22 protein-coding genes and 1 tRNA gene are annotated in these 26,450 nt (G+C 67.3%); 8 read left to right on the top strand and 15 right to left on the bottom strand.

Going from position 1 to position 26,450, the window contains the following annotated elements:
* Positions 1 to 58: 58 nt before the first annotated feature.
* The 7 genes from E6C72_RS13660 to E6C72_RS13630 form a co-directional block, all read right to left on the bottom strand.
* Positions 59 to 1,045: an ABC transporter substrate-binding protein gene (locus E6C72_RS13660; RefSeq protein WP_109086777.1), complete on the bottom strand. Its 987-nt coding sequence runs from the start codon at positions 1,043 to 1,045 to the stop codon at positions 59 to 61.
* A 109-nt stretch (positions 1,046 to 1,154) separates the two neighbouring features.
* Positions 1,155 to 1,973, bottom strand: a complete 819-nt coding sequence (locus tag E6C72_RS13655; protein WP_109086778.1) for a phosphodiesterase — start codon at positions 1,971 to 1,973, stop codon at positions 1,155 to 1,157.
* 41 nt (positions 1,974 to 2,014) lie between these two features.
* Positions 2,015 to 3,064, bottom strand: a complete 1,050-nt coding sequence (locus E6C72_RS13650) for an ABC transporter ATP-binding protein (protein WP_109086779.1) — start codon at positions 3,062 to 3,064, stop codon at positions 2,015 to 2,017.
* Positions 3,065 to 3,090: 26 nt separating this feature from the next.
* Positions 3,091 to 3,894: an ABC transporter permease gene (locus E6C72_RS13645; RefSeq protein ID WP_109086780.1), complete on the bottom strand. Its 804-nt coding sequence runs from the start codon at positions 3,892 to 3,894 to the stop codon at positions 3,091 to 3,093.
* Positions 3,895 to 3,899: 5 nt separating this feature from the next.
* A complete protein-coding gene (locus E6C72_RS13640; RefSeq protein ID WP_348981180.1) occupies positions 3,900 to 4,787 on the bottom strand; it encodes an ABC transporter permease in 888 nt (295 codons plus the stop codon).
* Entirely contained in the window at positions 4,784 to 5,815 is a 1,032-nt protein-coding gene (locus E6C72_RS13635) for an ABC transporter substrate-binding protein (RefSeq protein ID WP_109086781.1), read from the bottom strand. Before E6C72_RS13635 ends, E6C72_RS13640 begins: the two co-directional genes overlap by 4 nt.
* Before the next feature lie 43 nt (positions 5,816 to 5,858).
* On the bottom strand, positions 5,859 to 6,896 hold the full coding sequence (locus E6C72_RS13630; protein ID WP_158280191.1) for a LacI family DNA-binding transcriptional regulator: 1,038 nt from the start codon (positions 6,894 to 6,896) through the stop codon (positions 5,859 to 5,861).
* Between the two features lie 275 nt (positions 6,897 to 7,171).
* Between E6C72_RS13630 and E6C72_RS13625 the strand changes: the two genes are divergently transcribed.
* The 4 genes from E6C72_RS13625 to E6C72_RS13610 all read left to right on the top strand — a co-directional run bounded on the left by E6C72_RS13625 (position 7,172) and on the right by E6C72_RS13610 (position 11,564).
* Positions 7,172 to 7,248, top strand: a tRNA-Arg gene (locus tag E6C72_RS13625).
* A gap of 391 nt (positions 7,249 to 7,639) precedes the next feature.
* On the top strand, positions 7,640 to 8,689 hold the full coding sequence (locus tag E6C72_RS13620; protein ID WP_109086783.1) for a putative 2-aminoethylphosphonate ABC transporter substrate-binding protein: 1,050 nt from the start codon (positions 7,640 to 7,642) through the stop codon (positions 8,687 to 8,689).
* A gap of 71 nt (positions 8,690 to 8,760) precedes the next feature.
* Positions 8,761 to 9,846: a putative 2-aminoethylphosphonate ABC transporter ATP-binding protein gene (locus E6C72_RS13615; protein ID WP_109086784.1), complete on the top strand. Its 1,086-nt coding sequence runs from the start codon at positions 8,761 to 8,763 to the stop codon at positions 9,844 to 9,846.
* A complete protein-coding gene (locus E6C72_RS13610) occupies positions 9,843 to 11,564 on the top strand; it encodes a putative 2-aminoethylphosphonate ABC transporter permease subunit (protein WP_109086785.1) in 1,722 nt (573 codons plus the stop codon). Before E6C72_RS13615 ends, E6C72_RS13610 begins: the two co-directional genes overlap by 4 nt.
* Here E6C72_RS13610 and E6C72_RS13605 read toward each other — a convergent pair.
* The gene (locus E6C72_RS13605) at positions 11,482 to 12,462 is read right to left on the bottom strand and encodes a LysR substrate-binding domain-containing protein (protein ID WP_109086786.1); all 981 of its coding nucleotides are present in this window, start codon (positions 12,460 to 12,462) and stop codon (positions 11,482 to 11,484) included. The two genes, E6C72_RS13610 and E6C72_RS13605, sit on opposite strands and share 83 nt — an antisense overlap.
* A gap of 105 nt (positions 12,463 to 12,567) precedes the next feature.
* On the opposite strand from E6C72_RS13605, the gene E6C72_RS13600 reads away from it, so the two are divergent.
* Genes E6C72_RS13600 through E6C72_RS13590 form a run of 3 tightly spaced genes read left to right on the top strand, consistent with a single transcriptional unit; the run spans position 12,568 to position 15,920 of the window.
* Positions 12,568 to 13,686 carry a 2-aminoethylphosphonate--pyruvate transaminase gene (locus E6C72_RS13600; protein ID WP_109086787.1) on the top strand — a complete coding sequence of 373 codons (1,119 nt, stop codon included), beginning with the start codon at positions 12,568 to 12,570 and terminating at the stop codon, positions 13,684 to 13,686.
* 30 nt (positions 13,687 to 13,716) lie between these two features.
* Positions 13,717 to 14,547 (top strand): phosphonoacetaldehyde hydrolase, encoded by an 831-nt coding sequence (phnX, locus tag E6C72_RS13595; RefSeq protein ID WP_109086788.1) that lies wholly within the window; start codon positions 13,717 to 13,719, stop codon positions 14,545 to 14,547.
* Entirely contained in the window at positions 14,544 to 15,920 is a 1,377-nt protein-coding gene (locus E6C72_RS13590; RefSeq protein ID WP_109086789.1) for an aspartate aminotransferase family protein, read from the top strand. The genes phnX and E6C72_RS13590 overlap by 4 nt, the downstream gene beginning before the upstream one ends.
* A 48-nt stretch (positions 15,921 to 15,968) precedes the next feature.
* Here E6C72_RS13590 and E6C72_RS13585 read toward each other — a convergent pair whose 3' ends face one another.
* The 6 genes from E6C72_RS13585 to E6C72_RS13560 form a co-directional block, all read right to left on the bottom strand.
* Positions 15,969 to 16,724: an MBL fold metallo-hydrolase gene (locus E6C72_RS13585; RefSeq protein ID WP_109086790.1), complete on the bottom strand. Its 756-nt coding sequence runs from the start codon at positions 16,722 to 16,724 to the stop codon at positions 15,969 to 15,971.
* A gap of 5 nt (positions 16,725 to 16,729) precedes the next feature.
* The gene (locus tag E6C72_RS13580) at positions 16,730 to 17,563 is read right to left on the bottom strand and encodes an ABC transporter permease (RefSeq protein WP_109086791.1); all 834 of its coding nucleotides are present in this window, start codon (positions 17,561 to 17,563) and stop codon (positions 16,730 to 16,732) included.
* The gene (locus tag E6C72_RS13575) at positions 17,560 to 18,477 is read right to left on the bottom strand and encodes an ABC transporter permease (RefSeq protein WP_247882139.1); all 918 of its coding nucleotides are present in this window, start codon (positions 18,475 to 18,477) and stop codon (positions 17,560 to 17,562) included. Before E6C72_RS13575 ends, E6C72_RS13580 begins: the two co-directional genes overlap by 4 nt.
* Entirely contained in the window at positions 18,467 to 19,630 is a 1,164-nt protein-coding gene (locus E6C72_RS13570; RefSeq protein ID WP_199228792.1) for an extracellular solute-binding protein, read from the bottom strand. The genes E6C72_RS13575 and E6C72_RS13570 overlap by 11 nt, the downstream gene beginning before the upstream one ends.
* Before the next feature lie 48 nt (positions 19,631 to 19,678).
* Complete coding sequence (locus E6C72_RS13565) at positions 19,679 to 20,779, bottom strand: ABC transporter ATP-binding protein (protein ID WP_109086792.1); 1,101 nt, start codon at positions 20,777 to 20,779, stop codon at positions 19,679 to 19,681.
* Between the two features lie 165 nt (positions 20,780 to 20,944).
* Entirely contained in the window at positions 20,945 to 21,883 is a 939-nt protein-coding gene (locus tag E6C72_RS13560; RefSeq protein ID WP_247875819.1) for a LacI family DNA-binding transcriptional regulator, read from the bottom strand.
* 802 nt (positions 21,884 to 22,685) lie between these two features.
* Between E6C72_RS13560 and E6C72_RS13555 the strand changes: the two genes are divergently transcribed.
* A complete protein-coding gene (locus tag E6C72_RS13555; protein WP_136700758.1) occupies positions 22,686 to 23,618 on the top strand; it encodes a hypothetical protein in 933 nt (310 codons plus the stop codon).
* A gap of 47 nt (positions 23,619 to 23,665) precedes the next feature.
* On the opposite strand, the gene E6C72_RS13550 is transcribed toward E6C72_RS13555, so the two are convergent.
* Complete coding sequence (locus E6C72_RS13550) at positions 23,666 to 26,392, bottom strand: EAL domain-containing protein (RefSeq protein WP_169055204.1); 2,727 nt, start codon at positions 26,390 to 26,392, stop codon at positions 23,666 to 23,668.
* Positions 26,393 to 26,450 lie beyond the last annotated feature (58 nt).

Genomic DNA, 26,450 nt, shown 5'->3' with positions numbered 1-26,450 from the left:
CACCCTAACCCTCTCCCCGGGGGGGAGAGGGGATCCTTCGCGATCCGCAAGCCTCACCTCACCCGCCGAACAGATCGGCGAAGGCGCGCTTGTTGGCGTCGTCTTCGGCCAGCGCCTTGGCAGGGTCGTAGGGCAGCAGCGTGATACCGGCCGGATCGGGGAAGCCCGGCGGCGGGTTCACCCCCGGCAGCGCCGGCAGGAAGCCCTGCGCCGAGGCAAGTTCCTGCCCCTCGCGGCTCAGCAGGAAGTCGATGAAGGTCTTGGCGGCCGCCGGATTCTTCGCGGTGCTGAGGATCGCCACCGGCTCGCTCACCGCGCTGACGCCCTCCTTGGGGAAAACGAAGGCGACGGGGGCACCCTTCAGATGCTCGCGGATCGGCAGGTAATCGACGACCATGCCGTAGAGCTTCGCCCCGCCGGCCACGTCCTTCAGGATGCCGCCATTGCCCTTGGCTGCCGTGGTGCCGTTGCGCTGCAACGCCTCGTAATAGGCCATGCCCAGCGCCGGCTGCGCCTTGATCGACGCCATGTGGATGGCGGCGGCGCCGGAATAGAGCGGGCTCGGCATCACCGTCGTGCCCTTGGCCTCCGGCTTCAGCAGATCCTGCCAGGAGGCCGGCTTCATCGGGGCGGCGGTGTTGTAGACGATGCCGGTGGTGATCAGCTTGGTGCCGAACCAATAACCCTGCGCATCATGCGTGCCCGGGCGGAAGCCGGCGACCGGAGCGCCCTCATAGGGTTGCAGGCGCTTCTCCGCCTTCAGCGATTCCATCGTCACCGCGTCGGCGATGAGCAGCAGGTCCGGCTGCGGCGCCCCGGCGGTGAATTCGGCACGCAGCTTGTTCATCAGCTCGGTGGTGCCGTTGCGAATCCACTCCACCTCGACACCAGGGTTCTTCGTCTTGAAGGCCTCCACCGTCTGGCGGGCGTCCGGCTCCAACTGCGAGGTGTAGAGCACCAGCTTGCCGGTGGCGCCGTCGGCCAGTGCCGCCTGTCCGAACGTGAGGGTCAGCACGGTGGCGAGGGTGGCGAGGAACGCCTTCATCTCTGTCGTCTCCGTTGGATCGGGAGCCTTGTCTTACGCGATACCGATGACAGGCGCGTGACAATGGATGGAAAGGCCCAAATCAATCAATAGGGGCCGGCAACAGGGGCTAGTCGATCAGCTTTCCGTCCTTGAAGAAGGGATAGGGGCCGTCATAGTCGCCGATGACGGCTGTGTGGCTGACCACCCCGGTGTCGGCGCGCCACATGTGGATCTGATAGCCCGGCGGCTCCATCACGAAGGCGGACGGCGCGTCGTCGCGCAGATCGAGCGCCACCTGATGCGCCGTGGACGGCGCGGTCGAGGCGATGGTGCCGGCCCAGCGCACCTGGATCGGCCGGTGCAGATGGCCGCACAGCACCCGTTCCACCTGCGGATGGCGGCGGACCACCGCGGCCATGTCCGCCGCTCCGCTCAGCCCCAGCCGGTCCATATGGCCGATGCCGGTATCGAAGGGCGGGTGGTGCTGGAAGACGATGGTCGGGCGGTCGGGCTGCTCGGAAAGGCGCGCGTCGAGCCAGGAGAGCCGCTCGGCACAGACCTCGCCGGCGCCGGAACCCGGCAGCACAGTGTCCATTGCGATCAGTCGCACTGGCCAGTTCTCGACCGTATAGTGGAAGAAGGGGCTGTCGCCGACGCGCGCCGCCAGATCGGGGAAGGCGCGGGCGAGCCCGGCACGTTCGTCATGGTTGCCGGGTACGGCGAAGAGCGGGATGTCGAGCGGGTGCAGCAGGTCGAGCAGGCGCTTATACTCCTCCGCATCGCCGGCATCGACGAGGTCGCCGGTGGCGAGAATCAGGTCGGGGCGTGGGGTGAGCGCCAGGACGGCGGCGACGGCGCGCTCCAGGAAGGGGGCGGTGTCGACGCGCCGGTAGGCGAGGCGGCCGGGCGGCTTGATGTGGGTGTCGGTGATCTGGACGATGATCATGGATGGGCTCGTTTGCCGATTCAGGGGTCGATTGGGGAGCGTTACGGAACCGCCAGCACCCTCGACGGATCGACGCGGAGCCAAACCCGGTCGCCGCGTCCCAGCTCGCTACGCCCGGCGGCATCCACCGTCAGCGCCGGGCCGTCCGCCGGTTCCACCACCAGTCGGGTGCGGTCACCCAGGAACACCGCGGCGGCGACCGTGCCGCCCAGATGCCCCTCGGACTCGCTGGCCAGCGACAGATCCTCCGGCCGGACCAGCAGTTCCACCGCACCGTCAGATCCCGTCCAGGGCAGTGACGCCGTGCCGATGGACAGCATTCCGTCCTGCACCATGCCGCCCAGCCGGTTCATCGTGCCGATGAAGTCGGCGACGAAGCCGTCCGCCGGCTGATAGTAGATCTCGCGCGGCGTGCCGACCTGCGCCACCCGGCCTTTGGCCATCACGACGATGCGGTCGCCCAGCGCCATCGCCTCGCCCTGGTCATGGGTGACATAGACGGCGGTGATGCCCAGACTGCGCAGAAGCCGGTCGATCTCCAGCCGCAGGCTGTCGCGCAGCTTGGCGTCCAGCGCCGTCAGCGGCTCGTCCAGCAGCAGCACGCGCGGCCGAACCACCAGGGCGCGGGCCAAGGCCACCCGCTGGCGCTGACCACCTGAGAGCTGGTCGATCCGCCGCCCGGCGAACTCGCCGAGATGCATCAGCTCCAGCATCTCCTCCACCCGGCGGGCGCGCTCGGGCCGCGGCAGCTTGCGCACCTTCAGGCCATAGGCGACGTTTTCCGCCACCGTCATATTGGGGAACAGGGCGTAGCTCTGGAATACCATGCCGACATTCCGGCGCTCGATCGGCAGCGCCGTCACGTCCTCCTCGCCGAACAGCACACGGCCCCCCGGATCGGGGCTTTCCAGCCCGGCGATGATGCGCAGGGTCGTGGTCTTGCCGCAGCCGCTTGGGCCCAGGAAGACGATGGTCTCGCCGCCGCGGATGGTCAGGTCCAGCGGTTCCAGCGCGCGGGCGCCGCCGGCGAAGGTCTTGCCGCAGCGCTCCAGGCGGATCGGCACGGCATCGAGGTGGAAGCTGCTTGGCATCACGCTGTCTGGCATGCGGGGGACTCTCAAACGGACGGACGACCGCGCCTGGACAAACCCTGCATCAGGATCAGGCTCGGCACAATCATCAGGAAGAAGACGAGGGTGTAGGCGCTGCCGATCTCGATCCGCAGCGAGGCATAGCTGTCGGCCAGCCCGACCGGCAGGGTCTTGGTCAGCGGCGTGTGCAGCAGCCAGGTCAGGTTGAACTCGCCGACCGACAGGGTCAGCACCATCAGCGACCCGGCCAGGATGCCGGAGCGGCAGTTGGGCAGCACCACCGTGGCGAAGCGGCGCAGGAAGCCGGCGCCCAGGCTGGCCGCCCCCTCCTCCAGCGTCGTCAGGTCGATGGAGCCCATCACCGCCAGCACGGCGCGGACCATGAAGGGCAGGGTGAACAGCACATGGCCGATCAGGATGAACAGCCAGCTGCTGCGCAGGTCGCCGACGCCACCATAGGTGACGATCAGCGCCAGCGCGGTGGCGAGGCCGGGGATGGCGACCGGCATCATCAGCAGCTCTTCCACCAGCCGGGCGATCCGGCCGGGGCGCCGCGCCAGCGCATAGGCGGCCGGAACGCCGAGCGCCAGCGTGCAGGCCAGACAGGCGAAGGCGATCTGCAAGGACAAGAGGATGGTGCCGGAATAGACCCGCCACACCTCCTCCACCCAGCGCAGGGTCAGGCCGCTCTTCAGGCCGACGAAGTAATTGGCGGTCAGGCCCGCCAGCATCGACATCACCATCGGCACGGTCAGCAGGGCGCAGACCAGCAGGGTGAAGCCCAGTTGCAGCCAGAACCCCCAGCCCCGGCGGTGAGAAAGGTCATGCATGGTCGTCACCCCGCCGCCGCGACGGAGGTGCCGGCGACGCTGCGCGCCACCGCCAGGGCGGCCCAGGTGATGAGGCCAAGCAGGACGCTGAGCGCCGCCGCCGCCGCGATGTTCGCCTGGAGCGTAAATTCGGTGTAGATCGTCATCGGCAGCACGTTGATCCGGGTGGCGAGCGTGAAGGCGGTGCCGAAGGCGCCCATCGAGGTGGCGAAGCACAGCGCGCCTGCCGAGATCAGCGCCGGCTTCAGTGCCGGCAGGATCACGTCGGCCACCACGCGCCAGGAGGACGCGCCCAGCGAGCGGGCCGCTTCCTCAAGCCGCGGGTCGAGCTTCTCCGCCGCCGCCATCACCGTCAGGATGACGCGCGGGACCGAGAAATAGACGTAACCGAGGAACAGCCCGGCCATCGAATAGGCGAAGACCAGTTTTCCAGCGCCCAGCGCCTGGGTGACGGTGCCGATCAGCCCCTGCCGCCCGGCCAGCATGATGACCATGAAGCCGATGACCACGCCGGGAAAGGCCAGCGGGAAGGTCAGCAGCGCCACCAGCAGGGCATGGCCGGGGAAGCTGTTGCGGACCAGGAACAGCCCGGCGACGGTCGACACCGCCAGCGTCACCAGGGTCACTCCCGCCGACAGTGCCAGCGTGGAGATCAGGCTGTCGAGATGGCCGGGATCGGCGAGCGTGGTCAGATAGGCGCTCCATCCCTCCGCGCCGCCGGCGCCGATCAGGATCAGGCGGACCAGCGGCAGCAGGAAGAAGGCCGCGAACACCGCCGCCGCCGGCGCCAGCAGGGCCGCCAGCCGCAGCGGCTCGCCCGTCCATCCCGGTCCGGCCGGCGGACGGGCCGCCGGCCGGTGGGGGAGGGGGGCGTCCTGCACGCAGGCGCTCACTTCACCTCCGCCTGATAGCGGTCCATGAAGCCCTTCTGCGCCTCGGCCATCCGGACCATGTCCACCGGCTTGGCGCGGGCATAGTCGGCGGCCGGCAGGAACTTCGCCGCGGTCTCCGCCGACATGGCTTCCGCCCTGACCGGCCGCATGAAGGCGTTGGCCCAGAGTGTCTGGCCCTTGTCGGACAGAACGTAGTCCAGCACCTTCTTCCCGTTTTCCGGGTTCGGGCCGTTCTTGACCAGGGCCATCACATAGGGGACCGACACCGTCCCTTCCTTCGGGATGACGAAGGCGACCGGCGCCTTGTCGGTGTATTTGGCGCGGTAGGCGTTGAAGTCATAGTCGATCAGGATCGGAATCTCGCCCGACAGAACGCGGGCGTAGGAGGTCTGCTTCGGCACGATGGGCTGGTTCTTCTGCAAATCCTTGAACCAGCCGACGGCCTTGTCGAAGCTGCCGTAATCGCCGCCCAGGGCCAGATTGACCGCCACCGCCCCGACATAGCCGACGGCGGCGCTGGTCGGATCGAGATAGCCGACCATGCCGGAATAGTCGGGCTTCAGCAGGTCGGCCCAGCTCTGCGGCACCGGCTTGCCGCCCAGCGCCTCGGTGTTGACGAAGAAGCCCAGCGTGCCGCTGTGGATGGCGAACCAGTTGCCGTCGGAATCCTTCATCCCGTCGGGGATTTCGGCCCAGCCCGCCGGCTTGTAGGGTGTGACGACGCCGGCAGCCTTGGCCTGGATGCCGACCGGGCCGCCGAGATAGACGACGTCGGCGACCGGCCTGTCCTTTTCCGCCAGCATGGCGGCCATCGCCTGGCCGGAATTCTTGTTGTCGAACGGCACGGCGATGCCGAGGTCGGCCTTGATCGCCTTCAGCTGCGATGCCCAGTCCGCCCATTCCGGCGGGCAATTGTAACAGATGGCGGTCGGCTCCGCGGCGGCGGTCGGAGCCACGCTTGCGGAGATTGCGGCAACCAGCGCGGCGGCGCCCAATAGAAATGGGCCGGGCAGGAACGGCTTGAACATGATGGCGTGTGTCTCCGTTCGGGAAGCGCTTAAGAGGATTTGCTCAAGAGGATTTCGGCGGTGCGACCCCGAGTGATTCGCCCGGACGCAGGGTGAAAGGCAGCATCACGGCGCGGCCTTGCCGTTCGCCTGAAAAGCCGGTGCGCAAGCATTCGAAGGCGGTGGCACCCATGGCGCGGGCTGGCTGTACCAGGGTGGCGAGGCTGGGCGTCATCAGCCGCCCGACCTCGATCCCGTCGAAGCCGCAGACCGACACATCACCCGGTACCGAAAGGCCCAGATCACGCAATGCCCGGATGGTGGCGAGAGCGAGCATGTCGTTGGAAGCGAAGAAGGCGGTCGGCCGCTCCGCCCCCTCCAGATGCGGCGCCAGCCGGTGGGCCAGCCGCAACTCGTTGAAATCGACCTCCACCACCGGCCCGGACGGCAGGCCGGCATCGTCCAGTGCCGCCAGCCAGCCGGCATGGCGCCGGCGCGAGCGGTCGGACTGCCGGAAGCGCCCGGCGATCATGCCGATGCGCCGATGGCCGAGTGCCGTCATCCGCTCCACCACCGCGCGGGAGGCCGCGACATTGTCGACCGACACATGGGCGCGCGGCGCCCGTTCCGGCTGGTTGTAGGCCAGCACATAGGGCAGCCGTACCTCGTCCAGTGTGTCGAGCGACCCGCTGCGGTCGGCATCGGCGACGGTCAGCACCAGCCCTTCGACCCGGTTGGACAGCAGCCCTTCGATGGCGCGCGATTCCCTCGCTGGATCATAGTCGGTAGAGGCGATCAGCACGCTGTAGCCGGCCTCGTCCGCCGCCTCCTGGATGCCGGCGACGCTTTCGGCAAAGACAGGATTGGTCAGCGACGGCACCAGCACGCCGACGGTGCGCGTGCGCGCCGCCTTCAGGTTGCGCCCGATGGTGCTGGGTCGGAAGGACAGATCGGTTGCGGCGGCGCGGACCTTTTCCGTGGTTTCCGGCGTGGCGTTGCCGCTGCCGTTCAGCACGCGCGACACGGTGGCGATTGACACCCCCGCCCGCGCCGCGACATCGCGGATCGTCGCCACGCGGTCCATCGCTCTCCGGTCCGTCATCCCGCCATCCATCTGCTGCTCTTCGTCCCCGTTCCGGCACCGTCCGTTCCGGTGCGGGGGCAGAGTGGCGTCGTCGTGTTGCAATCGCGTGACGGCGTGAAAACGGTTTCGTGAAGAATGGAAACGTTTCCATCCGCCTTGGCGAGCTTGGGCGCTGCCCTCCGAAGGCGGAGCTCGCGGAGACAAGGCAGGGGACGGCAAGCGGTCGAAAAAACAGCGATTTTTGTGTTTGCGTCCCCGAAGGCCTTGGGCTATGTTGCGCCTCCACCAGCGATGGACCCGTAGCTCAGCTGGATAGAGCGCTGCCCTCCGAAGGCAGAGGTCATGAGTTCGAATCTCGTCGGGTCCGCCAATATTTTCAATGGCCTAGCTGCAAAGTCGGCTAGGCCATTGTTGTTTTGATCCCGTAAAAATCCCCGTCTGTGGTTCTGGGTCTGCACATGATCTCGGTGCAGATGGCCCGGAGCCGGTTCGCCACGCTTTGGCGGCAGGCGTATGGCGTGAACACAGCTTGTTTCACATTCCTACATCTCGATCGGCCCTACATCTCGATCGGCGAGTCGACGATCAGGTTGTGGCGCGACTGCCGGCAATGCCGGGTTTTCACCCGTCCGGAGTCACCAAAGCTTAACGGGAGTGAACGGGCGCTTGGGCGTAGAGAGGCCTCCTGTACCGGGACGGCGAATGCGGCCGCTCCGGGACGCCTCCAGACACCCCGCCCATTCGACCACGGGAGCTTCCTGATGATCCGCCGCACCAGTTTGCTTGGGACCTGTGCGCTTGCGCTGCTGACCGCCGTCACGTCCGCCACGGTGGCTGCCACGGCGGCCGGGGCAGCCACCCGCCTGACCGTTTATACCGCCCTGGAGAACGAACAGCTCAACCCCTACAAGAAGGCGTTCGAGGCCGACAATCCCGGCATCGAGATCGACTGGGTGCGCGATTCCACCGGCGTCGTCACCGCCAAGCTGCTGGCCGAGAAAGACAACCCCAAGGCCGACGTGGTGTGGGGGCTTGCCGCTTCCAGCCTGATGATCCTGGACGCCCAGGGCATGCTGATGCCCTATCAGCCGAAGGGTGCCGACGAGCTCAAGGCCAGCTTCCGCGATGCCAAGACCCCGCCGGCCTGGGTCGGCATGGACGCCTGGATGGCGGCGATCTGCTTCAACACGGTTGAGGCCGAAAAGAAGAAGCTGCCGAAGCCGACCTCCTGGGCCGACCTGCTGAAGCCGGAATACAAGGGCCAGATCGTCATGCCGAACCCGGCTTCCTCGGGCACCGGCTTCCTCGCCGTGTCCGGTTGGCTGCAGACCATGGGGGCGGACAAGGGCTGGTCCTACATGGACAGGCTGAACGACAATGTGGCGCTCTACACCCATTCGGGATCCAAGCCCTGCAAGATGGCGGCGGCCGGCGAATACCCGATCGGCATCTCCATCGAATATACCGGCGCCCAGCAGAAGACCAAGGGTGCGCCCATCGACGTGATCCTGGCCTCCGAAGGGGTGGGCTGGGAGATGGAGGCGACGGCCATCGTCAAGGGCACCCAAAAGGCCGAAGCCGCGAAGGCGCTCGCCGACTGGGCGGCCAGCCGCAAGGCCAACGAGCAGTATGTGAACTTCTATCAGGTCACCGCCCATCCCGGCGTGACCAAGGAGACGCCGAACTATCCGAAGAACGCGGAAGCGGCGATGAACAAGGCCAACGACTTCGTCTGGGCCGCGACGAACCGCGACCGCATCCTGGCGGATTGGGAAAAGCGTTACGGCGCCAAGTCCGAACCGAAGAGCTGAGGCCGACCGCAGGGCGGGCGCCTGGACGCGCCCGCCCGTCCTTTCCGTTTTTCCGCCGGGACATACCGCCGATGACCGCCGAGACAGTAGCCGAGCCCCTTCTCCGCCTGGACACCATCGTCAAGTCCTTCGGCACCTTCACCGCGCTGAAGGGCGTGTCGCTCGACATCCGGCGTGGCGAGTTCGTCTGCTTCCTCGGGCCGTCCGGCTGCGGTAAGACCACGCTGTTGCGGGTGATCGCCGGATTGGACCCGCAGAGCGGCGGGACGGTGTGGCTGGGCGACCGCGACGTGTCGCGCCTGCCGCCGTCGGCGCGCGATTACGGCATCGTCTTCCAATCCTATGCGCTGTTCCCGAACCTGACGGTGCACCGGAACGTCTCCTATGGCCTGAAGCTGGGGCGGGCGGCCGAGCGGGCGCGGGTGGCGGAACTGCTGACACTGGTCGGCCTGCCCGACGCCGGCCCGAAATACCCGGCCCAGCTTTCCGGCGGTCAGCAGCAGCGGGTGGCGCTGGCCCGCGCGCTGGCGCCGTCGCCCGGCCTGCTTCTGCTGGACGAACCGCTCTCGGCGCTGGACGCACGGGTGCGTCTGCATCTGCGCCGCCAGATCCGCGAGCTGCACCGCCGGCTGGGCATCACCACCATCATGGTCACCCATGACCAGGAGGAGGCGCTGACCATGGCAGACCGCATCGTCGTGATGAACAACGGCGTCATCGAACAGGTCGGCGCGCCCGACGAGGTCTATCGCCGGCCGGCCAGCCCCTTCGTCGCCGATTTCGTCGGCGCGATGAATTTCCTGCCGGGCGTGCTGGAGGCGCCGGGGCGGGTGCGGCTGGGCGATCATCGTTTCGAGTGCGGCGGCGAACATCTGTCCGACGCGGCCCCCGGTGCCGCCGTCACCGTCTGCCTGCGGCCGGAGGACGTGCAGGTGCGCGCGGCCGGCGGCGCCAACACACTGGAGGCGGTGATCGAAAGCCTGGAATTCCTGGGCCCCTTCCACCGCGCCCGGCTGGCCGCCGATGGGCTGGGGGACGCCCGCGTCACCGCCGACCTGTCGGCCAATCTGGTGCGCGACCTGTCGCTGGCATCCGGCCGCCGGCTGGCGGTGACCCTGCCGCGCGAGCGATTGCGCGTGTTCGAGGCCGCCCGATGAATGTCTTGAAGGCGGTTGCGTCGAAGCCTTTCTTCACCATTCGCCACTCCGGCCGGCCGGTGGAGCCGGGCGAGCGCTGGCTGTTCGGGCTGGGGATGGGCGGGGTCGCGCTGTTCCTGGCGCTGTTCGCCCTGCTGCCGCTCTGCGCGCTGTTCCTGCGCAGTGTCTATGACCGCGACGGGGCCTTTGTCGGACTCGCCAATTTCGCCGCCTTTCTGGAGGCGCCGACGCTGCTGCGCTCGGTGGGCAACAGCCTGGCGCTGTCGCTGCTGACCACGGTCATAACGGTGACGCTCGCCTTCCTCTACGCCTTCTGCCTGACCCGCACCCATATGGCGGGCAAGGGGCTGTTCCGGCTGCTGGCGCAAATCCCGCTGCTGGCGCCGTCGCTGCTGCCGGCCATCGCACTCGTCTACCTGTTCGGCAACAAGGGCATCCTGCGCAGCCTGCTGATGGGGGAGAGCATCTATGGCCCCATCGGCATCGTGATGGGCGAGGTGTTCTATGCCTTCCCCCATGCGGTGATGATCCTGACCGTGGCATTGTCGACCTCCGACGCCCGGCTTTACGAGGCGGCGGAGGCGCTGGGGGCCGGTGCCTGGAAGCGCTTCGTCACCGTCACCCTGCCCGGCGTGCGTTATGGTCTGATCTCCGCCATCTTCGTGGTGTTCACGCTGGTGGTCACCGATTTCGGCGTGCCCAAGGTGATCGGCGGCTCCACCAACATGCTGGCGACCGACGTGTACAAGCAGGTGGTGGGCCTGCAGAATTTCGGCATGGGGGCGGTGGTCGGCATCGTCCTGCTGCTGCCGGCGGTGCTGGCCTTCGTCGCCGACTGGTTCGGCCAGCGCCGGCAGATGGCGCAGCTGTCCGCCCGCTCGGTGCCGTTCCAGCCGCGGGTAAGCCCGGTCGGCGACCGGCTGGCCCTGCTGTTCTGCACGTTGGTTGGCGGCCTGCTGCTGGGTCTGCTGGGGGTGGCGGGCTTCGCCTCCATCGTCACCTTCTGGCCCTACAACCTGACGCCGACGTTGGCGAACTACGATTTCGCCGAGTTCGACTCCGCGGGCTGGAGCAGCTACGCCAACAGCCTGACCCTGGCCTTCTGGACGGCACTGACCGGTACAGTCATCGTCTTCACCGGCGCCTGGCTGGTGGAACGGGCGCCCGGGCGCGCGGCGATGAAGGGGATCGTGAGGCTGCTGGCGATTTTGCCGCTGGCGGTGCCGGGGATGGTGCTGGGCCTCGCCTACATCTTCTTCTTCAACGCGCCGTGGAACCCGCTGGGCTGGCTCTATCACGGGATGGCGATCCTGGTTCTGGCCACGGTGGCGCATTTCTACACCGTCAGCCACTTGACCGCCGTCACCGCCCTGAAGCAGCTTGATCCCGAATTCGAGGCGGTGTCGGCCAGCCTGAAGGTGCCGGTCTGGTCCACCTTCCTGCGGGTGACGGTGCCGCTCTGCCTGCCGGCCATCCTCGACATCGCCATCTATTTCTTCGTCAACGCGATGACCACGGTGTCGGCGGTGGTCTTCCTCTATGCGCCGGAAACCAAGCCGGCCTCGGTCGCCGTGTTGAACATGGACGACGCCGGCGAGGTGGCGGGCGCCGCCGCCATGGCGATGATGATCGTCCTCACCTCCGCCCTGGTGCGGGCACTGCATGCCCTGCTGTCGCGGGCGTTGCAGACGCGGACCCAGGCATGGCGGCGGCGTTGAGGCCGGATAGGGGGCCGCCGGCCTCGGCCGCCACCTCCCGCGCCAGATCGAGGAAGGCGCGCACCACAGCCAGGCGGCGGCGTTCGCGCAGGCAGACGACATATTCGTCCATCTCGATCCCGGCCCCGGCGATCGGCAGCAGAACCAGACGCCCGTCGCCAGTGAATTCCGCCGCCGAGGTGAAGCCGATGCCCAGCCCCGCCGCCACCGCCTCCACCACCGCCTCGCGGCTCTGAATCTCGATGATGGCGGCGGGCGTGAGTTCCGCCGTGGTCAGCGCCCGTTCGACCAGCCGGCGGGTCATCGATCCCGGCTCGCGCAGTACCAGCCGCTCCTGCGCCAGATCGCTCAGCGCCACCGCCCGGCGCCGCGCCAGCGGATGCGTCTTCGGTAGCAGCGCCCGCACCGGATCGCGCCGCAGCGGCAGTACGAAAAGCCGTGAATCCCCCGGCACGTCGGCCAGCACCGCCACGTCGATGCGCGTTTCCATCAGCCCTTCCAGCATGGTCCGGGAATTGCCGACTGCCAGCGTCACCGTCGGTCCCGGATGGGTGCGGGTGAAGCGGGCGATCAGCGGCACCGCATGGAACGGCCCGTCCGCGCCCACCGCCAGCGTGCCGCCATCCAGATGCCGCACCCCGGCCAGCAGTTCCATCGCCTCCTGCTCCGCCGCGAACAGGCGGCGGGTGACGGCGAACAGCGCCGTGCCGGTTTCGGTCAGCGTCACCTGACGGTTGCCGCGGTCGAACAGGGTGACGCCGTAGGTTTCCTCCAGTGCCTTCACTTCCTGCGAACAGGTCGGCTGCGTCACGTTCAGCAGGCGGGCCGCCTTGGTGAATCCTCCCTCCGTCGCCACCGCATGGAAGGCACGGAGCTGGGCGAAGTTCATTGATTTCATCTATGGACCCATAGGTCGAATGGATTGGCTTTATGATAGCGGAGCCGGCGTCATGGGGCCATTCCGACAGTCGCGGTTTCCCTTTCTCCTGCGGGATTTCCCCTGATGCCTGACACTGTGCCCTACCTGTTGACGCCCGGCCCGCTGACCACCTCCGCCACCGTCAAGCAGGCGATGCTGCGCGACTGGGGATCGCGGGACGGCCGTTTCATCGCGCTGAACGCTGCCATTCGCGACCGGCTGGTGCGGCTGGCCGGCGGCAATGCCGACAGCCATGTCGCGGTGCCGGTCCAGGGCTCCGGCACCTTCGCGGTGGAGGCGATGATCGGCACGCTGGTGCCGCGCGCCGGACGGCTGCTGGTGCTGGTCAACGGCGCCTACGGCACCCGCATGGTCCGCATCGCCGAGGTGGCCGGCCGGTCCGTCACCGCGTTGGAAACGGCGGAGGATCTGCCGGTGTCGCCCGCCGCCCTCGCCGAGGCGCTGGACGCCGATCCGGCAATCAGCCATGTCGCCGTCGTCCAGTGCGAAACCACCTCCGGCATCCTCAACCCGATCGAAGCGGTCGCCGAGGTCACCCGGTCGCGCGGCCGCGCCCTGCTGGTGGACGCCATGAGCGCCTTCGGCGCCCTGCCGCTCGACATGGTGGCGCTCGGTGCCGTGGCGGTCGCCGCATCCTCCAACAAATGCCTGGAAGGGGTGCCGGGCATGGGCTTCGTCGTCGCCCACCACGATGCGCTGGAGGCCGCCAAGGGCAATGCGCATTCCCTGTCGCTCGACCTGCATGACCAGTGGCGCGGCTTCGGGGCGAACGCGCAGTGGCGCTTCACCCCGCCGACTCATGTGGTCGCCGCCTTCGCCCAGGCGCTGGACGAGCATGAGGCCGAAGGCGGCATCGCGGGGCGCGGCGCGCGCTATCGCGCCAACGCCGCCATCCTGATCGGCGGCATGCGGGCGCTGGGGTTCGAGACGCTGCTGCCCGACCATCTGCAAGCCCCGATCATCGTCACCTTCCGCATGCCGGCCGACCCGGCCTTCGTCTTCGGCGACTTCTATGACCGGCTGCGCGAGCGCGGCTTCGTCATTTATCCCGGCAAGCTGACGGTGGCCGACAGCTTCCGCATCGGCTGCATCGGCCGGCTGGGCGCGGAGGAGATGACCGCCGCCATCGCCGCCATCCGCAGCACCCTGTCCGAGATGGGTGTCGCCTCCGGCGCTCCCTGACCGTACCCCACCGCTCGAAAGTCCGATCCGATGAGTTTCGTCTATTCGCGCCGTTACACTGGCCCGCTCCAGGCCGTCATTCTCGACTGGGCCGGGACCACGGTGGACCATGGCTGCCTCGCTCCGGCCGGCGCCTTCATGGAAGCCTTCCGCCGCTCCGGCGTCGCCATCACGCTGGAGCAAGCCCGTGCTCCCATGGGCATGGCCAAATGGCACCACATCCAGGCGATCACCCGGATGGCGCCGGTGGAGGAGGCCTGGACCGCCGTCCATGGTGCCGCCCCGACCGATGCCGATGTCGACCGCCTCTATGAAACCTTCCTGCCGCTTCAGGTGGAGGTGGTGGCGCAGCATTCCGACCTGATCCCCGGTGCGGCGGAGACGGTCGCCGCCATGCGGGCGCGCGGGTTGAAGATCGGCTCGACCACCGGCTATCCGCGTCCGGTAATGGATGTGGTGCAGCGGGTGGCGGCGGCGCAGGGCTACACGCCCGACATCACGGTCTGCGCCGGCGAAACCCCTGCCGGCCGCCCCGGTCCCGCGATGGCTCTGCGCTGCGTGGTCGAACTGTCGGTTTCGCCGGTGGAGGCCTGCGTCAAGATCGGCGACACCGTCGTCGATGTCGAGGAGGGGCTGAACGCCGGGATGTGGACCATCGCGGTCGCCGATACCGGCAACGAGGTCGGCCTGCCGCTTGCCGATTGGCAGGCGCTGGCGCCCGAGCGGCGCGACGCGCTGCATGCCACGGCCTCCGACCGTCTGGCACGGGCCGGAGCCCATTACGTGGTGCGGTCGCTGGCCGAGGCGCTGCCGCTGCTTGATGCCATCGAGGCCCGGCTGGCGCGCGGCGAGAAGCCGTGAGCGCAAATCCGCCAGCCGACCGGTCCGAAGGCGACGTCAATCTCGGGCCGCGGCGCGCCCGCTGGATGGCCGACGCGCTCGGCCCCCGGTCCCGAGCACTGGTGGAGCGCGATACCGCCGCGTTCCTCAGGCAGTCCCTGTCCACCCCCTGCCTGTCGGCGATCCGCAAGGCCGAGGGCATCTGGATCGAGGACATGGACGGTCGCCGCTTCATGGATTTCCATGGCAACAGCGTCCATCACATCGGTTACGCCCACCCCCGGCTGGTTGCCGCGCTGAAGGCGCAGATGGACGAGCTGTCCTTCGCCCCACGGCGCTTCGCCTGCGAACCGGCGGCGGATCTGGCGGAACGGCTGACCGCATCGGCCCCGACCGGCCCCGACAGCCGCGTGCTGTTCGCGCCCGGCGGCTCGGAAGGGATCGAAATCGCGCTGAAGCTGGCCCGCGTCGCCACCGGCCGCTTCAAGACCGTCTCCTTCTGGGACGCTTTCCACGGCGCCGGCTTCGGTGCCTCCGGCGTCGGCGGCGAGGCGCTATTCCGCTCCCATGGGATCGGACCGCTGCTGGCGGGAACCGAGCATGTGGCGCCGTTTGCCTGCGCCCGCTGTCCTTACGGTTTCGATCCGGCGCCCGGCGGCGGTCCCGACCTTGATGTCTGCCGGATGACCTGCGCGCGGATGCTGCGCTATGTGCTGGAAAAGGAGGGGGACGTCGCCGCCGTGGTGGCGGAACCGGTGCGCGCCGTGCCTTATGTACCGCCGCCGGGATTCTGGGCGGAGGTGCGGCGGGCTTGCGACGACACCGGGGCCCTGTTGATCTTCGATGAAATCCCGACCGGTCTCGGCAAGACCGGCAATCTGTTCAGCCATGAACCCTTCGGCGCGCGGCCTGACATATTGGTGCTGGGCAAGGCGCTGGGCGGCGCCATGCTGCCGCTGGCGGCGGTCATCGCCCGCCCTGGACTCGACGTGGCTGCCGACCGAGCGCTCGGCCACTACACCCACGAAAAGAATCCGCTGCTCGCCCGCGCCGGCCTGACCACCCTGGACATCATCCGGGACGAAGGATTGGCGGAGCGTGCAGCAACCCTTGGCGCCTTTGCGCTGGATCGCCTGCGTGAACTGACCGCGGCTCTGCCGGGCGTTACAGACATCCGGGGCGCAGGGCTGCTGATCGGGGTGGAACTGGCCGACCGCGATGGGCGCAGCGGGGCCGATCGGGCGGAGGCGGCCTTCTACGCGGCATTGGAAGGAGGCGTCAGCCTTAAGATTTCGCAGGGAACGGTGCTGACCCTGTCCCCACCACTGACCATAGCCGAAGCCGATCTGGAACGGGCTCTTGAAATCGTCGGCCGGGCCGTTGCATCTGCATGATGATGTTTCCACTCATCTTCAACAGCTTGGGCCGGCCGGCATCGCCCCTTATGTCGATTTGTGCCCAAACCTCACGGTGAGTCGCTCCCCCGGCTGGGCGAGACGCACCCGCGGGTCGGCGGCGCAAGCGGCCGCCAATCGCTCCCGTTCGCCCATACGGACATGGTAGAGGCGCATCTCACGGATCCCGAGCCGCGCGGGAAAATCGGCGAGTTGGCTGTAGGCGGCATGGAAGGGCTGGATCGGATCCGGTTCCACCGTCAGGCACTCGTGGAACAGCAGGTCGGCTGCACGGAAGAGATCTTCCGAGTCCGGCGTGGCGCGGCCGTCGCCGGAATAGGCGAAGGCGACACCGCCCGCCTCCAGCCGGATGGCGCGGTTCGGCATGGAATGCCGCGTCAACGCGGTGCGCAGGCGGAAGGGGCCGAGCGCGCCGTCCTCCGGCGTTTCGATCCAGCGCAGTGGAAAGGAGAGCGACCGCTCGGGATCGGTGGCGCCGGCCTGGAACAGCAGGGCGAGCTGCTTCCATCCGCCGATGGTGGTGACGATGTCCAGCGGCTTGCTGCGGCGGTCGTCGGTCCAGCGGATCAGCGTGGGAATCAGGCCGAAGCAATGGTCGGGGTGATGGTGGGTGAAATAGAGCGCGTCGATGGAGTCCGGATCCGGCACCTCCCGCCACAGGGCGGATGGCACCGAATGGCCGCAGTCGATCATCAGGCGGAAGCCGTCGGCAGCGACGATGAGCGAGGAATTGACGAAGGAGGGGTCGGCCGCTTCGCCGACGCCCAGCACCTGGATGTCCATGGAGGTCAATGTCCGACTTTGGCCAGCACGTCGGCCTTGAGGAAACGTTCGATCACCAGCATGAAACCCACCGAGGGAACCAGCAGGATCAGGGCGGTGATGGCGGCGATCTGGAAATTGCCGCCCATGCCCGCGTTGAACATGAGCAGCGGCAGGGTGGAGATGTCAGGCACCCCGACGAAATAGGTGCCGGTGAACTCGTCCAGCGATTCGAGGAAGACGAAGATGGAGCTTGCCATCACCCCCGGCGCCGCCAGCGGCAGGGTGATGCCGAAGAAGCTGCGCAGTGGGCCGGCGCCCATGTCGCGCGCCGCCTCCTCCAAAGAGCGATCGACCGCGCCGAAGGCGGCGGCGGTGATCCAGACGGAGAAGACCAGCCCATGGACGGTGTGGACGAGAACCACGCCGGCCACCGTCCCGTTGAGGCCCAGCGTGTAGAAGATGTGCGCCACGTTGATGTAGACGGCGACGCTGGGAAAGGCCTGCGGCAGCAGGAAGGCGAGCAGGATCGCCCCGCGCCAGGGCAGCCGCAGCCGGGCCAGCGCATAGCCGGCGGGAACCGACACCGCAAGGCAGGCCGCCACCGTCAGCAGCGCGATGGTGACGCTGGTCGCCAGCGAGGCCATGGCGTTGGAGCGCGGGGCGAACACCCGCTCCCAAAAGGAGAAGCCGTATTGCAGGGGCAGCGTGTGGGGGAAGTACCATTTCTCCGCCACCGCCCACAGGCCGAGATTGGTCAGCGGCCCGAAGATGACGAAGGCCAGCACGCCGAGGGCCAGCCCGCGCGGAATCCAGGCGAATGTCTGGGCGAGCGCCCGCGTCGGGATGAAGGAGGTCATCGCGCACCGCCCTGGCGCACGCCGTGCCGCAGGTAGAACCAGCCGACCAGACCGGCCATGGCATAGGAGACGAAGCCGAGGGCGTTGGCGACGCCATAGTCGCCATGGGCGTTGATGCGATAGGCCATGTCCACGGTGATCATGGTCGGGCTGTTGGGATTGATCATCATCGGCACCGACATCACGGACAGCATGGTCACGAAGCTGAGGATCAGCCCGACGGTCAGCGTCGGCCGGATCTGGGGAACAACGATTTCGCCCAGGATGCGCAGCCGCCCGGCGCCGAGATCACGCGCCGCCTCGATGGTCGAGCGGTCGAGCGAGGCCATGGCGCCCGCCACCATCAGCGCGACGAAGGGAGTCTGCTTCCAGACGAAGGTCACGACCACGCCGCGCCAGTCGAGCAGGCTTGCCGCCTGTAAGGGCTCGATGACGCCGCTGCCGATCAGCAGATTGTTCATCAGCCCGTTCTTGGCGAGGAAGGAACGCATCATCTGGGCGGCGACGATGAAGGGGATGAAGAGCGGCCAGCGGTAGAGCCAGCGCAGCAGGGTGACCGCCAGCCGGTTCTCGCCGAGCGTCAGATAGCCGCCGATGGCCACCGACAGCACCGCCACCAGCGCCGAGGACAGCAGGACGATGGCGAGCGTGAAGGCCATGTCGAGGCTGTACAGCTCGAACGCCTTCACGACGTTCGCCAGCGTCCAGCCGCCGTCACGGCCCTGGAAGGCGCTGACCGCCGACAGACCCAGCGGGTAGAGGAAGAACAACGCCACCATTGCCAGCGCCGGCATGACCAGCAGCACCCCCCACAGCCAGTCGGGAACGATCCTGGCGGCGGGCAGGGCGGGGGCGCCGTCTCCCCCGCGCGAGCGGGGGAGGGTGGCGGGCCGGCCGGCGGCCTCAGTTGGCAACGGTGCGCTCATAGGCTTCCATGATGTCGGTGAAATAGCCCGACAGCGGGAAGGGCTTGCCCTTGCTCGCCAGTTCGTCCGGCTTCACGTCGGTGAACAGCTTGGCCCAGGTCTGGGCGTCCAGCTTCGGCTGCACGTAAGTGGCATCGATGCCCGGATACCAGTTGAAGCGCTTGACGATGCCGTCGGCCTGCACCTCGGGGCTGGTCGCCAGCTCGATGAACTTGCGGGCGGCCTCCTGGTTGGCGGCCTTGGCCGGGACGGCGTAGTACATCGGCTGGCCCGGCATGCCCGGACCGATCAGCTGGAGCTTCATCGCCGGGTTGAGGCGGCCGTCGGCCTGCCAGCTGTAGAACATGTCCACCCACACCGGCCCCATGGCGATCTCGCCGCGGTTCAGCATGTCGAGCGTGCCGGCATTGCCGGGGGTCAGCGTGACGCTCTTGTTGAACTCCTTCAGACCGGACAGAGCCTTTTCGATCGCCGGCTTCATCGCGGCGTCGTAGGGGCCCTTCTCCAGCCTGGCGGCATCGCCGATGTTGGCGGCGGTCCAGCCGGTGACGAAGCCGACGCCGGACATGCCGCCCTTGATGCCGTTGTAGCCGAAGGCCTTCGGATTGGCCTTCACCCACTCCGCCAGCTCGGCATAGGTCTTCGGCGGCGCCTTCACCAGGTCCGGGTTGTAGGCCAGCGCGATCTGGCTGTGGAACATCGGCAGGACATAGCCGGTGACGTCGGTGCCGAGCGCGTTGCGCGCGCTGTCGCGGCTGGCGAGCGTGCCGGTCTTGACGTCGCCGACATAGGCCGACAGCATCTTCTCCTGCACCATCTGGCCGGCCATCTTCTGGTGGATGACGGCGACGTCGACGTCCCACTTGGCGGCTCCGGCGGCGGCCTCGGCGCTCAGCTTCTCGTAGATCTTCTGCGATCCGCCGTCGCCCGGCCCGGTGCCGGCGGCGCGCACCTTCACACCCGGATTCTGCGCCTCGAACTTCGGTGCCAGATACTCGTTGACGTAATCGACCATGTTCTGGTCGCCGGCGGTGAGCACGGTCAGCACCGTCTCGGCCTTCAGCGGTGCAGCGGAAAGACCGGCGGCAAGCGCAAGACCGGCGGCCCCGGCGAGCAGCGTCCTCAGCGTCATGAGCTTCATGAAAATCCCCCTTCTTCCCCGATGGTGGACCGAATGGTTGAGATCGCCTCAGGCCGTTCCCGCCGCCTCCCGGCGGAGCGGGAAGCAATGCAGGGCCGAAGGCGGGATGACGATGGCGACGGCGTCGCCGACCGTGCGGCGTTCGTCGTCGTCGACCAGAAAAACGGTGCCGCCGACCGCGACGCCATAGCGCCAGCGGCCGCCGGGATAGGCGGCCTGCGTGATGTGGCCGCGCAGGACCAGCGCGTCGGCCGGGGTTTGGCCCGCCGACGCCAGCCGCACGGATTCGGTGCGGAAATGCGCGGCGACCGCGCCGCTGCCCAGCATCTCGACCTGCGCGCCGTCATTGCCGAGCGGCAGGCTGACGGCGTCGTGGTTCGGGCCGGCGGCGATTTCCAGCGTCCGGTCCGTCCGGGTCGCCTGCAAGGGCACCACATTGTCGGCGCCGAGGAAGCTGGCGACGAAGGCGCTGGCCGGGCGGCGGTAGATCTCCTCGGGCGTGCCGATCTGGGCGATGCTGCCGGCGTTCAGGATGACGATGCGGTCGGCCATCACCATGGCCTCCTCGCGGTCATGCGTCACATGGACGGCGGTGATGCCGAGCCGCTGCTGCACCGCGCGGATTTCGTGGCGCAGTTCGAGCCGGATGCGGGCATCCAGGTTGGACAGCGGTTCGTCCAGCAGCAGGATGTCGGGATTGATCGCCAACGCCCGGCCGAGCGCCACGCGCTGGCGCTGGCCGCCCGACAGCTGGGTGACGTTGCGGTCGGCCAGCCCGTCGAGCTTCAGGAGCCTCAGCATCTCGGCCACCCGCTCGGCAATGCGCGGGCGGGGCCAGCGGCGCAGCTTCAGGCCATAGCCGATGTTCTGGGCGGTGGTCATGTGCGGCCACAGCGCATAGGACTGGAAGACCATCGCGGTGTCGCGGCGCTCCGGCGGTGCCTTGGTCACGTCGCGTCCGGCGATGGCGATGTGCCCGCCATCCACCGGCACGAAGCCCGACACCGCCCGCAGCAGCGTGGTCTTGCCGCAGCCCGACGATCCCAGCAGCGCCACGAACTCGCCGGGGCGGACATGCAGGCTGACGCCGTTCAGCACGCGCGAGCCGCCATAGGCGACGGTCAGATTCTCGACATGCAATTCCGCCATCGCCGCAGACTTCCCGCATTTCCCGAAGTGGCCAGCGTCGTTGCATGCGTATGCAAAGGCGCTGACGCAGGGTTTAGGGATGAAGCGTGAAGTGCGGATGATGGAATTGTGATGCTTTGGTGAATGCGGCTCCGCCGCTTGCGGTGACTGCGGTGCCGCCGCCTGTCAAAGGCGTGCCGATCCACGCCTGACCAGCAGCGGGGCCGGGCGGTGCAGGACCGGCGGTGCATCGGGGTCCGCCAGCCGCCGCTCCAGCATGTCGAGGAGGATCGCCACGATGTCGTCGACCGGATTGCGGATGGTGGTCAGGGAGAAGCTCGGCCAGCCGGCCATCGGCACATCGTCGAAGCCGACGATGGACAGGTCGTCCGGCACCCGGAGGCCGAGCGTGGTGCGGGCCGCATCGAGCGCGCCGAAGGCCATGGCGTCGTTGCCGCAGAACAGGGCGTCCGGACGGTCGGGACCGGCCAGCAGGCGCAGAGCCTCGCGATAGCCGCTGTCGTAGGTGTAGTCGCCATCTCCCGTGGCGGTCAGCGGCATCCCAAGCTGCGCCAAGGCCGCCCGGAAGGCGCCGCCGCGCTCCTGCTCGGAAAAGGCGGAGGGGCGTCCGCCGAGATAGGCGATGCGACGGTGGCCGGCGGCGACCAGCGCCTGCGCCACCAGCCTTGCGCCGAGCGGATTGTCGCAGCAGATGCTGTCCACCCCGTCCGCCTCCACCGCCCGGCCATAGAGAAGCAAGGGGACGCCGAGCGCCATCAGCCCGCGGATCGCCGCCGGAGACACGCTGCCGGCCGTCACCACCACGGCATCGACCTGATAGTCGAGAGCGGCCATCGCCGTGCCGTCCAGCGCATCCGCCGGGTCGCCGCGCACCAGCAGCGGCTGCTTGCCGCGCGAGGCCAGCCCGCGGGTGAGCGTCTCGAACAGGTAAGGCTGGAACGGGCCGTCCAGATCGCCCATGACGACGCCGATCAGGTTGGTGCGCCGGGTCGTCAGGCTGCGTGCAATGGCGTTCGGACGGTAGGAAAGCCGCCGTGCCGCCTCCAGCACGCGGGTGCGCATTTCCGCCGAAACGCTGGCCCCCTCGGTAAAGCACCGGGACACGGCAGACTGCGATACCCCCGCCAGCCGCGCCACATCCACCGCGGTCGCTCGCCTCCGCTCCTCCGCCACTGTTCCTCCGGCCGCTTGGTCGGGAATGGATTGTAAGGGCTTTGTCGAGGCGCTGCCACATCGCTCATCGCGTGTGGTTGTGTTGCCAAGGGAGCGCTGTGTGCACTCAGCTTGCGTCAAATCAGGACGGTGACGGCTTTTCCAATGTTTGCGGGCTGACTTGGCCGGCAGGTGACTTCCGAGCAATGGGTTTGCCGCAGCAGCAGGGACGCTCAGCTGCTGCGCAATCGCAAGGCTCGACAGACCTGCTGACAGTGCCGTCATCGATGGTCATGGAAGACACCGTGTCAATCGGGGGGCCGGGTTCGGAACCTTCCATGGTCGGCGTCTACGTCCTGCGACGAAAAATCCTGCGCCCGCATGCAAAATTTTCTTCCATCAGAGTCGACAGAAGTTTACCCATTTTGCACAATGCCTTTAGGTTGCATAGGCGTGACGCAGTTATTTTCCTTGAATAAATCGATGTCCGCATCACGTGTGCTAGGCAAAAGGAGATATAGGAATGGGTAGAAATCCATCCTGGCCAGGTTCAAACGCTACAATTACGCGCTCCTTCCAGAGTTGGAAGCTTCCGGCAGGAACAGTTGCCTTCTCGCCCAGCGACTCAAGTTCATATGAGGCGATTGGTTCTGTGTCTGATTTGCAACCTTCTCCATTTGTTCGATTCGTGACTCTCAGAATGAGGTCTGATGCGACCTATAATATTTATTTTGATCCTCCGGAAAAACGCGTCATGACGCTGTACGACTCGTCGGGGTATTTGCTTGATGTCAACCCGAGTCCAGGCGGTCTTTATTTGAATTCCTATGCTCCGACGGAGATTAAGTCATTTAAGCCGGATTATAGCGGGCTTTATTATATAAGTATTAGTGGAAATTCAGATGGAAGCAGTGCTTCTTTTCCTCTGGTCGTGACCGAGGATATTGGAGGAGATTCGAAGAATACGCCGGGATTGGTTGTCGACTCAGGACGTCCGATTTACCGATTCTTCAACATGACAACTGGAACTCATTTTTTTACCTCCTCGGAGGGTGAGCGCGATAATATCTACAAGAAATTCAGCAATTTCTCCTACGAGGGGCCGGCTTTCAATGCGGCGACAGCCACGACGCCCGACCCGATTACGGTGTACAGATTCTTCAACAAGCGCACCGGCACGCATTTCTTCACCTCGAATGAAGGCGAGCGGGACAATGTGATCGCCAATTCTTCAGACACCTACTCGTTTGAAGGAGAGGCTTACAAGGCGCTGTCCTCCGACAGCACCAACCCGAATGCCAAGTCGCTCTACCGCTTCTTCAACAAGACAACGGGAAGCCATTTCTACACGGCCAGTGAGGCGGAACGCGACAACATCATCAAGACCTTCTCAGCCACCTACAATTTCGAAGGTGTCGCCTACAAGGTCTTGGACTCCACCATTCCTCCGGCAGCGGCGCCGGCGGCACAGGCCGCAGCCATGCCGCCGCAAGGTGAAGCCGCATTGCAGTCTGGCGCCGTCGATGCCGCGCCTGCCGACCTGAAGTCGGTGATCGGCGGGCTTCAGGCGGCAGAGTCGCAACCTCTGATCTTTGGAACGGCCGCCTTCCCGACAGAAGTGGCCAACCACCATGCCGGCATGTTTGCACCGCAGCGGAACGATTGGGCGGCCATGCTGTCTGTCTGATTCCATGCCGCTCCCGCTCCGAGCGGGGAGCGCTCCCTACGCCATGGCTATCCGGCGGCGATCAGTGCCGGCACTTTCGCCGCCGGAACCGGACGGGAGAAGAGATAGCCCTGGGCCTCGTGGCAGCCCAGCCGGCGAACGGCATCAAGCTGGGTCTGGTCCTCCACCCCTTCGGCGGTGATGACGAAGCCCAGGCTGCGCCCCATCCCAGCCACCGCCTGCACGACGGCGGTGGAACCGTCGCAGCGCGGCAGGTCGGCGACGAAGCTGCGGTCGATCTTCACCTTGTCGAAGCGGAAACGGCAGAGATACCCCAGCGCTGAATAGCCGGTGCCGAAATCGTCCATGACGATCCGGATGCCGAGCGTCCGCAACTCGCGCAGGGTGTCGAGGTTGGAATCGTCGTCTTGAAGCAGGACGGACTCGGTGATCTCCAACTCCAGTCGTTCGGGCGCCAGTCCAGTGTCGGCCAGCGTCCGGCGCACCGACTCCACCAACCCCTTGTTGCGGAATTGGACGGAGGACACATTGACGCTGATCCTGATGTCGTCGGGCCAGCGCGCCGCCTCGCGGCAGGCCTCGCGCAGCGCCCAATCGCCGATCGGGCCGATCAGACCGGTCTCCTCCGCCACCGGGATGAAGTCGCCCGGACCGATGAGGCCGCGGCCCGGACGGCGCCAGCGGATCAGAGCCTCGAACCCGCGGATGCGCATCCGGTCGGTGCAGACCAGCGGCTGGTAATGCAGTTCGAACTCGCCCCGGCGCAAGGCTTCGTGCAGGCCCAGCTTCAGGTCGTGAAAGGCCTTCAGCCGTTCCGCCATCTCGGGGACGAAAAAGCGGTGGGTGTTGCGGCCATCGGCCTTGGCGCGGTAGAGCGCGATGTCGGCGGCCTTCATCAGGGCGTCGGCCTCGTCGCCGTCGCGCCGGAACATCGCGATGCCGACGCTTGTGCCGGTCCGGATCTGGGCGCCGTCGATGTCGAAGGGCTCCGCCAGGGCCGAGGTGACGCAGCGGGCGAGCTCCTCCGCCTCCGCCGGCCCCCAGAGACCGGTTTGCAGGATGGCGAACTCGTCGCCGCCGAAGCGGGAAACCAGATCGGCCGGACCGATGCAGCCGCGCAGCCGGTCGGCGACCTGCCGCAGCAGCGCGTCGCCCGCATGATGTCCCAGCGTATCGTTCACGGCCTTGAACTGGTCGAGGTCGATGTAATGAACCGCCATCTTGCGGTCGTCGGCCGCGTCGCGCAGCGCCTGCTCCAGCCGTTCCTGGAAATGGAGGCGGTTGGAAAGGCCGGTCAGCGAATCCAGCCGGGCCAGACGGGCGATCTTGTCCTGGGCGATGCGCCGCTCCTCCTCCAGCCGCCGGCGTTCGGTGACGTTGCGGAAGAAGACCGACAATCCCTGTGCCGTGGGGAAGGCGTGGATTTCCGTCCATTCGCCCAGCGCCACCACGAATTCTTCAAAGATCGCCGGTGTCTGCTCCGCCATGGCCTTGCGGAACCGGTTGCGGTTTTCCGTCTGCTGCGGAAACACGGCGAAGAAGTCGTCGCCCAGCCGGATGCCGCGCCCCTCATGGATGGTGGCGGCGGCCGGGTTGCGGTAGGTGATGCGCCAGTCGCGGTCGACGAACACCACGCTGTCGGTGGTGCTTTCCAGCACGCCGGACAGCAGGGCGGTTGTCTCCTCCAGCGCCTGCCTGGCCAGTTGGATGTCGGTAACGTCGCGGGAAATGGCGAGCAGCCGTTGCGGGCGCCCATCGGCGCCGGGCAGGGGGCAGACCAGATTGTCCCACCATTTCGGCGTGCCCTTGGCCGTCGGGCAGAAACCGAGAAAGCGGCCGGTGCCGCCCTGTCTGGCGATCTCGATCGTTTCACGCAGCCTTGGTTTCCGCTCTTCCGGCCAATCCTGCGGCCAGAAGCTCTCCCAAAGCTGGTTCTCCACGCGGTCGAAGCTGTCCAGTTCCATCAGGCGCAGGCCGGGGATGTTCATGAAGGTCAGCCGGCCCTCCATGTCCAGCACCTTCACGCATTCCGGACTGTTGTCCAGAATCTGGCGGGCGAACCCCTCGCTCTCGCGTAGGGCGTCTTCGGCAAGACGGCGTTCGTGGATGTCTTCATCGGTGCCGTACCATTGGACGATGCGTCCATCCTCATCCCGCCGGGCCGAGGCGCGGCGCCGGAACCAACGGTGGGTTCCGCTGCCGCCATCCCCGGCCACGCGCAGGCGCAGGTCGATCTCCAGAGCGACGCCATCGGCCAGACTGTGGGTCCAGGCGGCCTCGAAACGCGCGCGATCATCGGGATGGAGTGCCGCGATCCAGTCCAGCGCGGTCGCGGTTTCGACCGCGTCCAAGCCGGTGCGCTCGCGCCAGCGCCGGGTGGTGCGCGGCGTGCCGTCAGGGGTGCTGCACCAGGGATACAGGTCGCTCAGTTCCAGCGTATGGCGATGCAGATCCTTGATACGGCGGACTTCAGCCCTGCTCCGCTGAAGTTCGGTCCGGTCCTCCACGATGCAGAGAAGTGCCGTACCATCGCCGTCGCTGTGCGGATGCAGGGTGGCGACCAGCAGACGGTCCGGCCCGGTGAGGCGGATGTTCTCCACCACCGAGCCGGCCAGCACCGATGGAACTGCGGCGAGCAGCGTGTCTTCCGCACCGGGCCAAAGATTGGGAAAGGGCAACCCCGACGCGGCGGCGGAGGGGACGCCAGCCAGTGCCCCCATGCGCCGATTCAGCCGCAGGCAGCGGAACTGGCGGTCCAGAAATGCGAGTCCCACCGGAAGGGCGTCGAACAGCGCAGTTTTCCGCAGGGGCTCGCAATCCGAGAGCCAGTCG

It is taken from the genome of Azospirillum sp. TSH100 (genome assembly GCF_004923295.1).
GTDB lineage: Bacteria > Pseudomonadota > Alphaproteobacteria > Azospirillales > Azospirillaceae > Azospirillum.
Note: the sequence above shows the minus strand (reverse complement) of the source record. Positions and strands in the feature narration are given on the sequence as shown.

Coding starts and splice junctions, on each gene's coding strand:
- E6C72_RS13660 (WP_109086777.1), bottom strand. CDS start 1,045: ATGAAGGCGTTCCTCGCCACCCTCGCCACCGTGCTGACCCTCACGTTC.
- E6C72_RS13655 (WP_109086778.1), bottom strand. CDS start 1,973: ATGATCATCGTCCAGATCACCGACACCCACATCAAGCCGCCCGGCCGC.
- E6C72_RS13650 (WP_109086779.1), bottom strand. CDS start 3,064: ATGCCAAGCAGCTTCCACCTCGATGCCGTGCCGATCCGCCTGGAGCGC.
- E6C72_RS13645 (WP_109086780.1), bottom strand. CDS start 3,894: ATGCATGACCTTTCTCACCGCCGGGGCTGGGGGTTCTGGCTGCAACTG.
- E6C72_RS13635 (WP_109086781.1), bottom strand. CDS start 5,815: ATGTTCAAGCCGTTCCTGCCCGGCCCATTTCTATTGGGCGCCGCCGCG.
- E6C72_RS13630 (WP_158280191.1), bottom strand. CDS start 6,896: ATGACGGACCGGAGAGCGATGGACCGCGTGGCGACGATCCGCGATGTC.
- E6C72_RS13620 (WP_109086783.1), top strand. CDS start 7,640: ATGATCCGCCGCACCAGTTTGCTTGGGACCTGTGCGCTTGCGCTGCTG.
- E6C72_RS13615 (WP_109086784.1), top strand. CDS start 8,761: ATGACCGCCGAGACAGTAGCCGAGCCCCTTCTCCGCCTGGACACCATC.
- E6C72_RS13610 (WP_109086785.1), top strand. CDS start 9,843: ATGAATGTCTTGAAGGCGGTTGCGTCGAAGCCTTTCTTCACCATTCGC.
- E6C72_RS13605 (WP_109086786.1), bottom strand. CDS start 12,462: ATGAAATCAATGAACTTCGCCCAGCTCCGTGCCTTCCATGCGGTGGCG.
- E6C72_RS13600 (WP_109086787.1), top strand. CDS start 12,568: ATGCCTGACACTGTGCCCTACCTGTTGACGCCCGGCCCGCTGACCACC.
- phnX (WP_109086788.1), top strand. CDS start 13,717: ATGAGTTTCGTCTATTCGCGCCGTTACACTGGCCCGCTCCAGGCCGTC.
- E6C72_RS13585 (WP_109086790.1), bottom strand. CDS start 16,724: ATGGACATCCAGGTGCTGGGCGTCGGCGAAGCGGCCGACCCCTCCTTC.
- E6C72_RS13580 (WP_109086791.1), bottom strand. CDS start 17,563: ATGACCTCCTTCATCCCGACGCGGGCGCTCGCCCAGACATTCGCCTGG.
- E6C72_RS13570 (WP_199228792.1), bottom strand. CDS start 19,630: ATGAAGCTCATGACGCTGAGGACGCTGCTCGCCGGGGCCGCCGGTCTT.
- E6C72_RS13565 (WP_109086792.1), bottom strand. CDS start 20,779: ATGGCGGAATTGCATGTCGAGAATCTGACCGTCGCCTATGGCGGCTCG.
- E6C72_RS13555 (WP_136700758.1), top strand. CDS start 22,686: ATGACGCTGTACGACTCGTCGGGGTATTTGCTTGATGTCAACCCGAGT.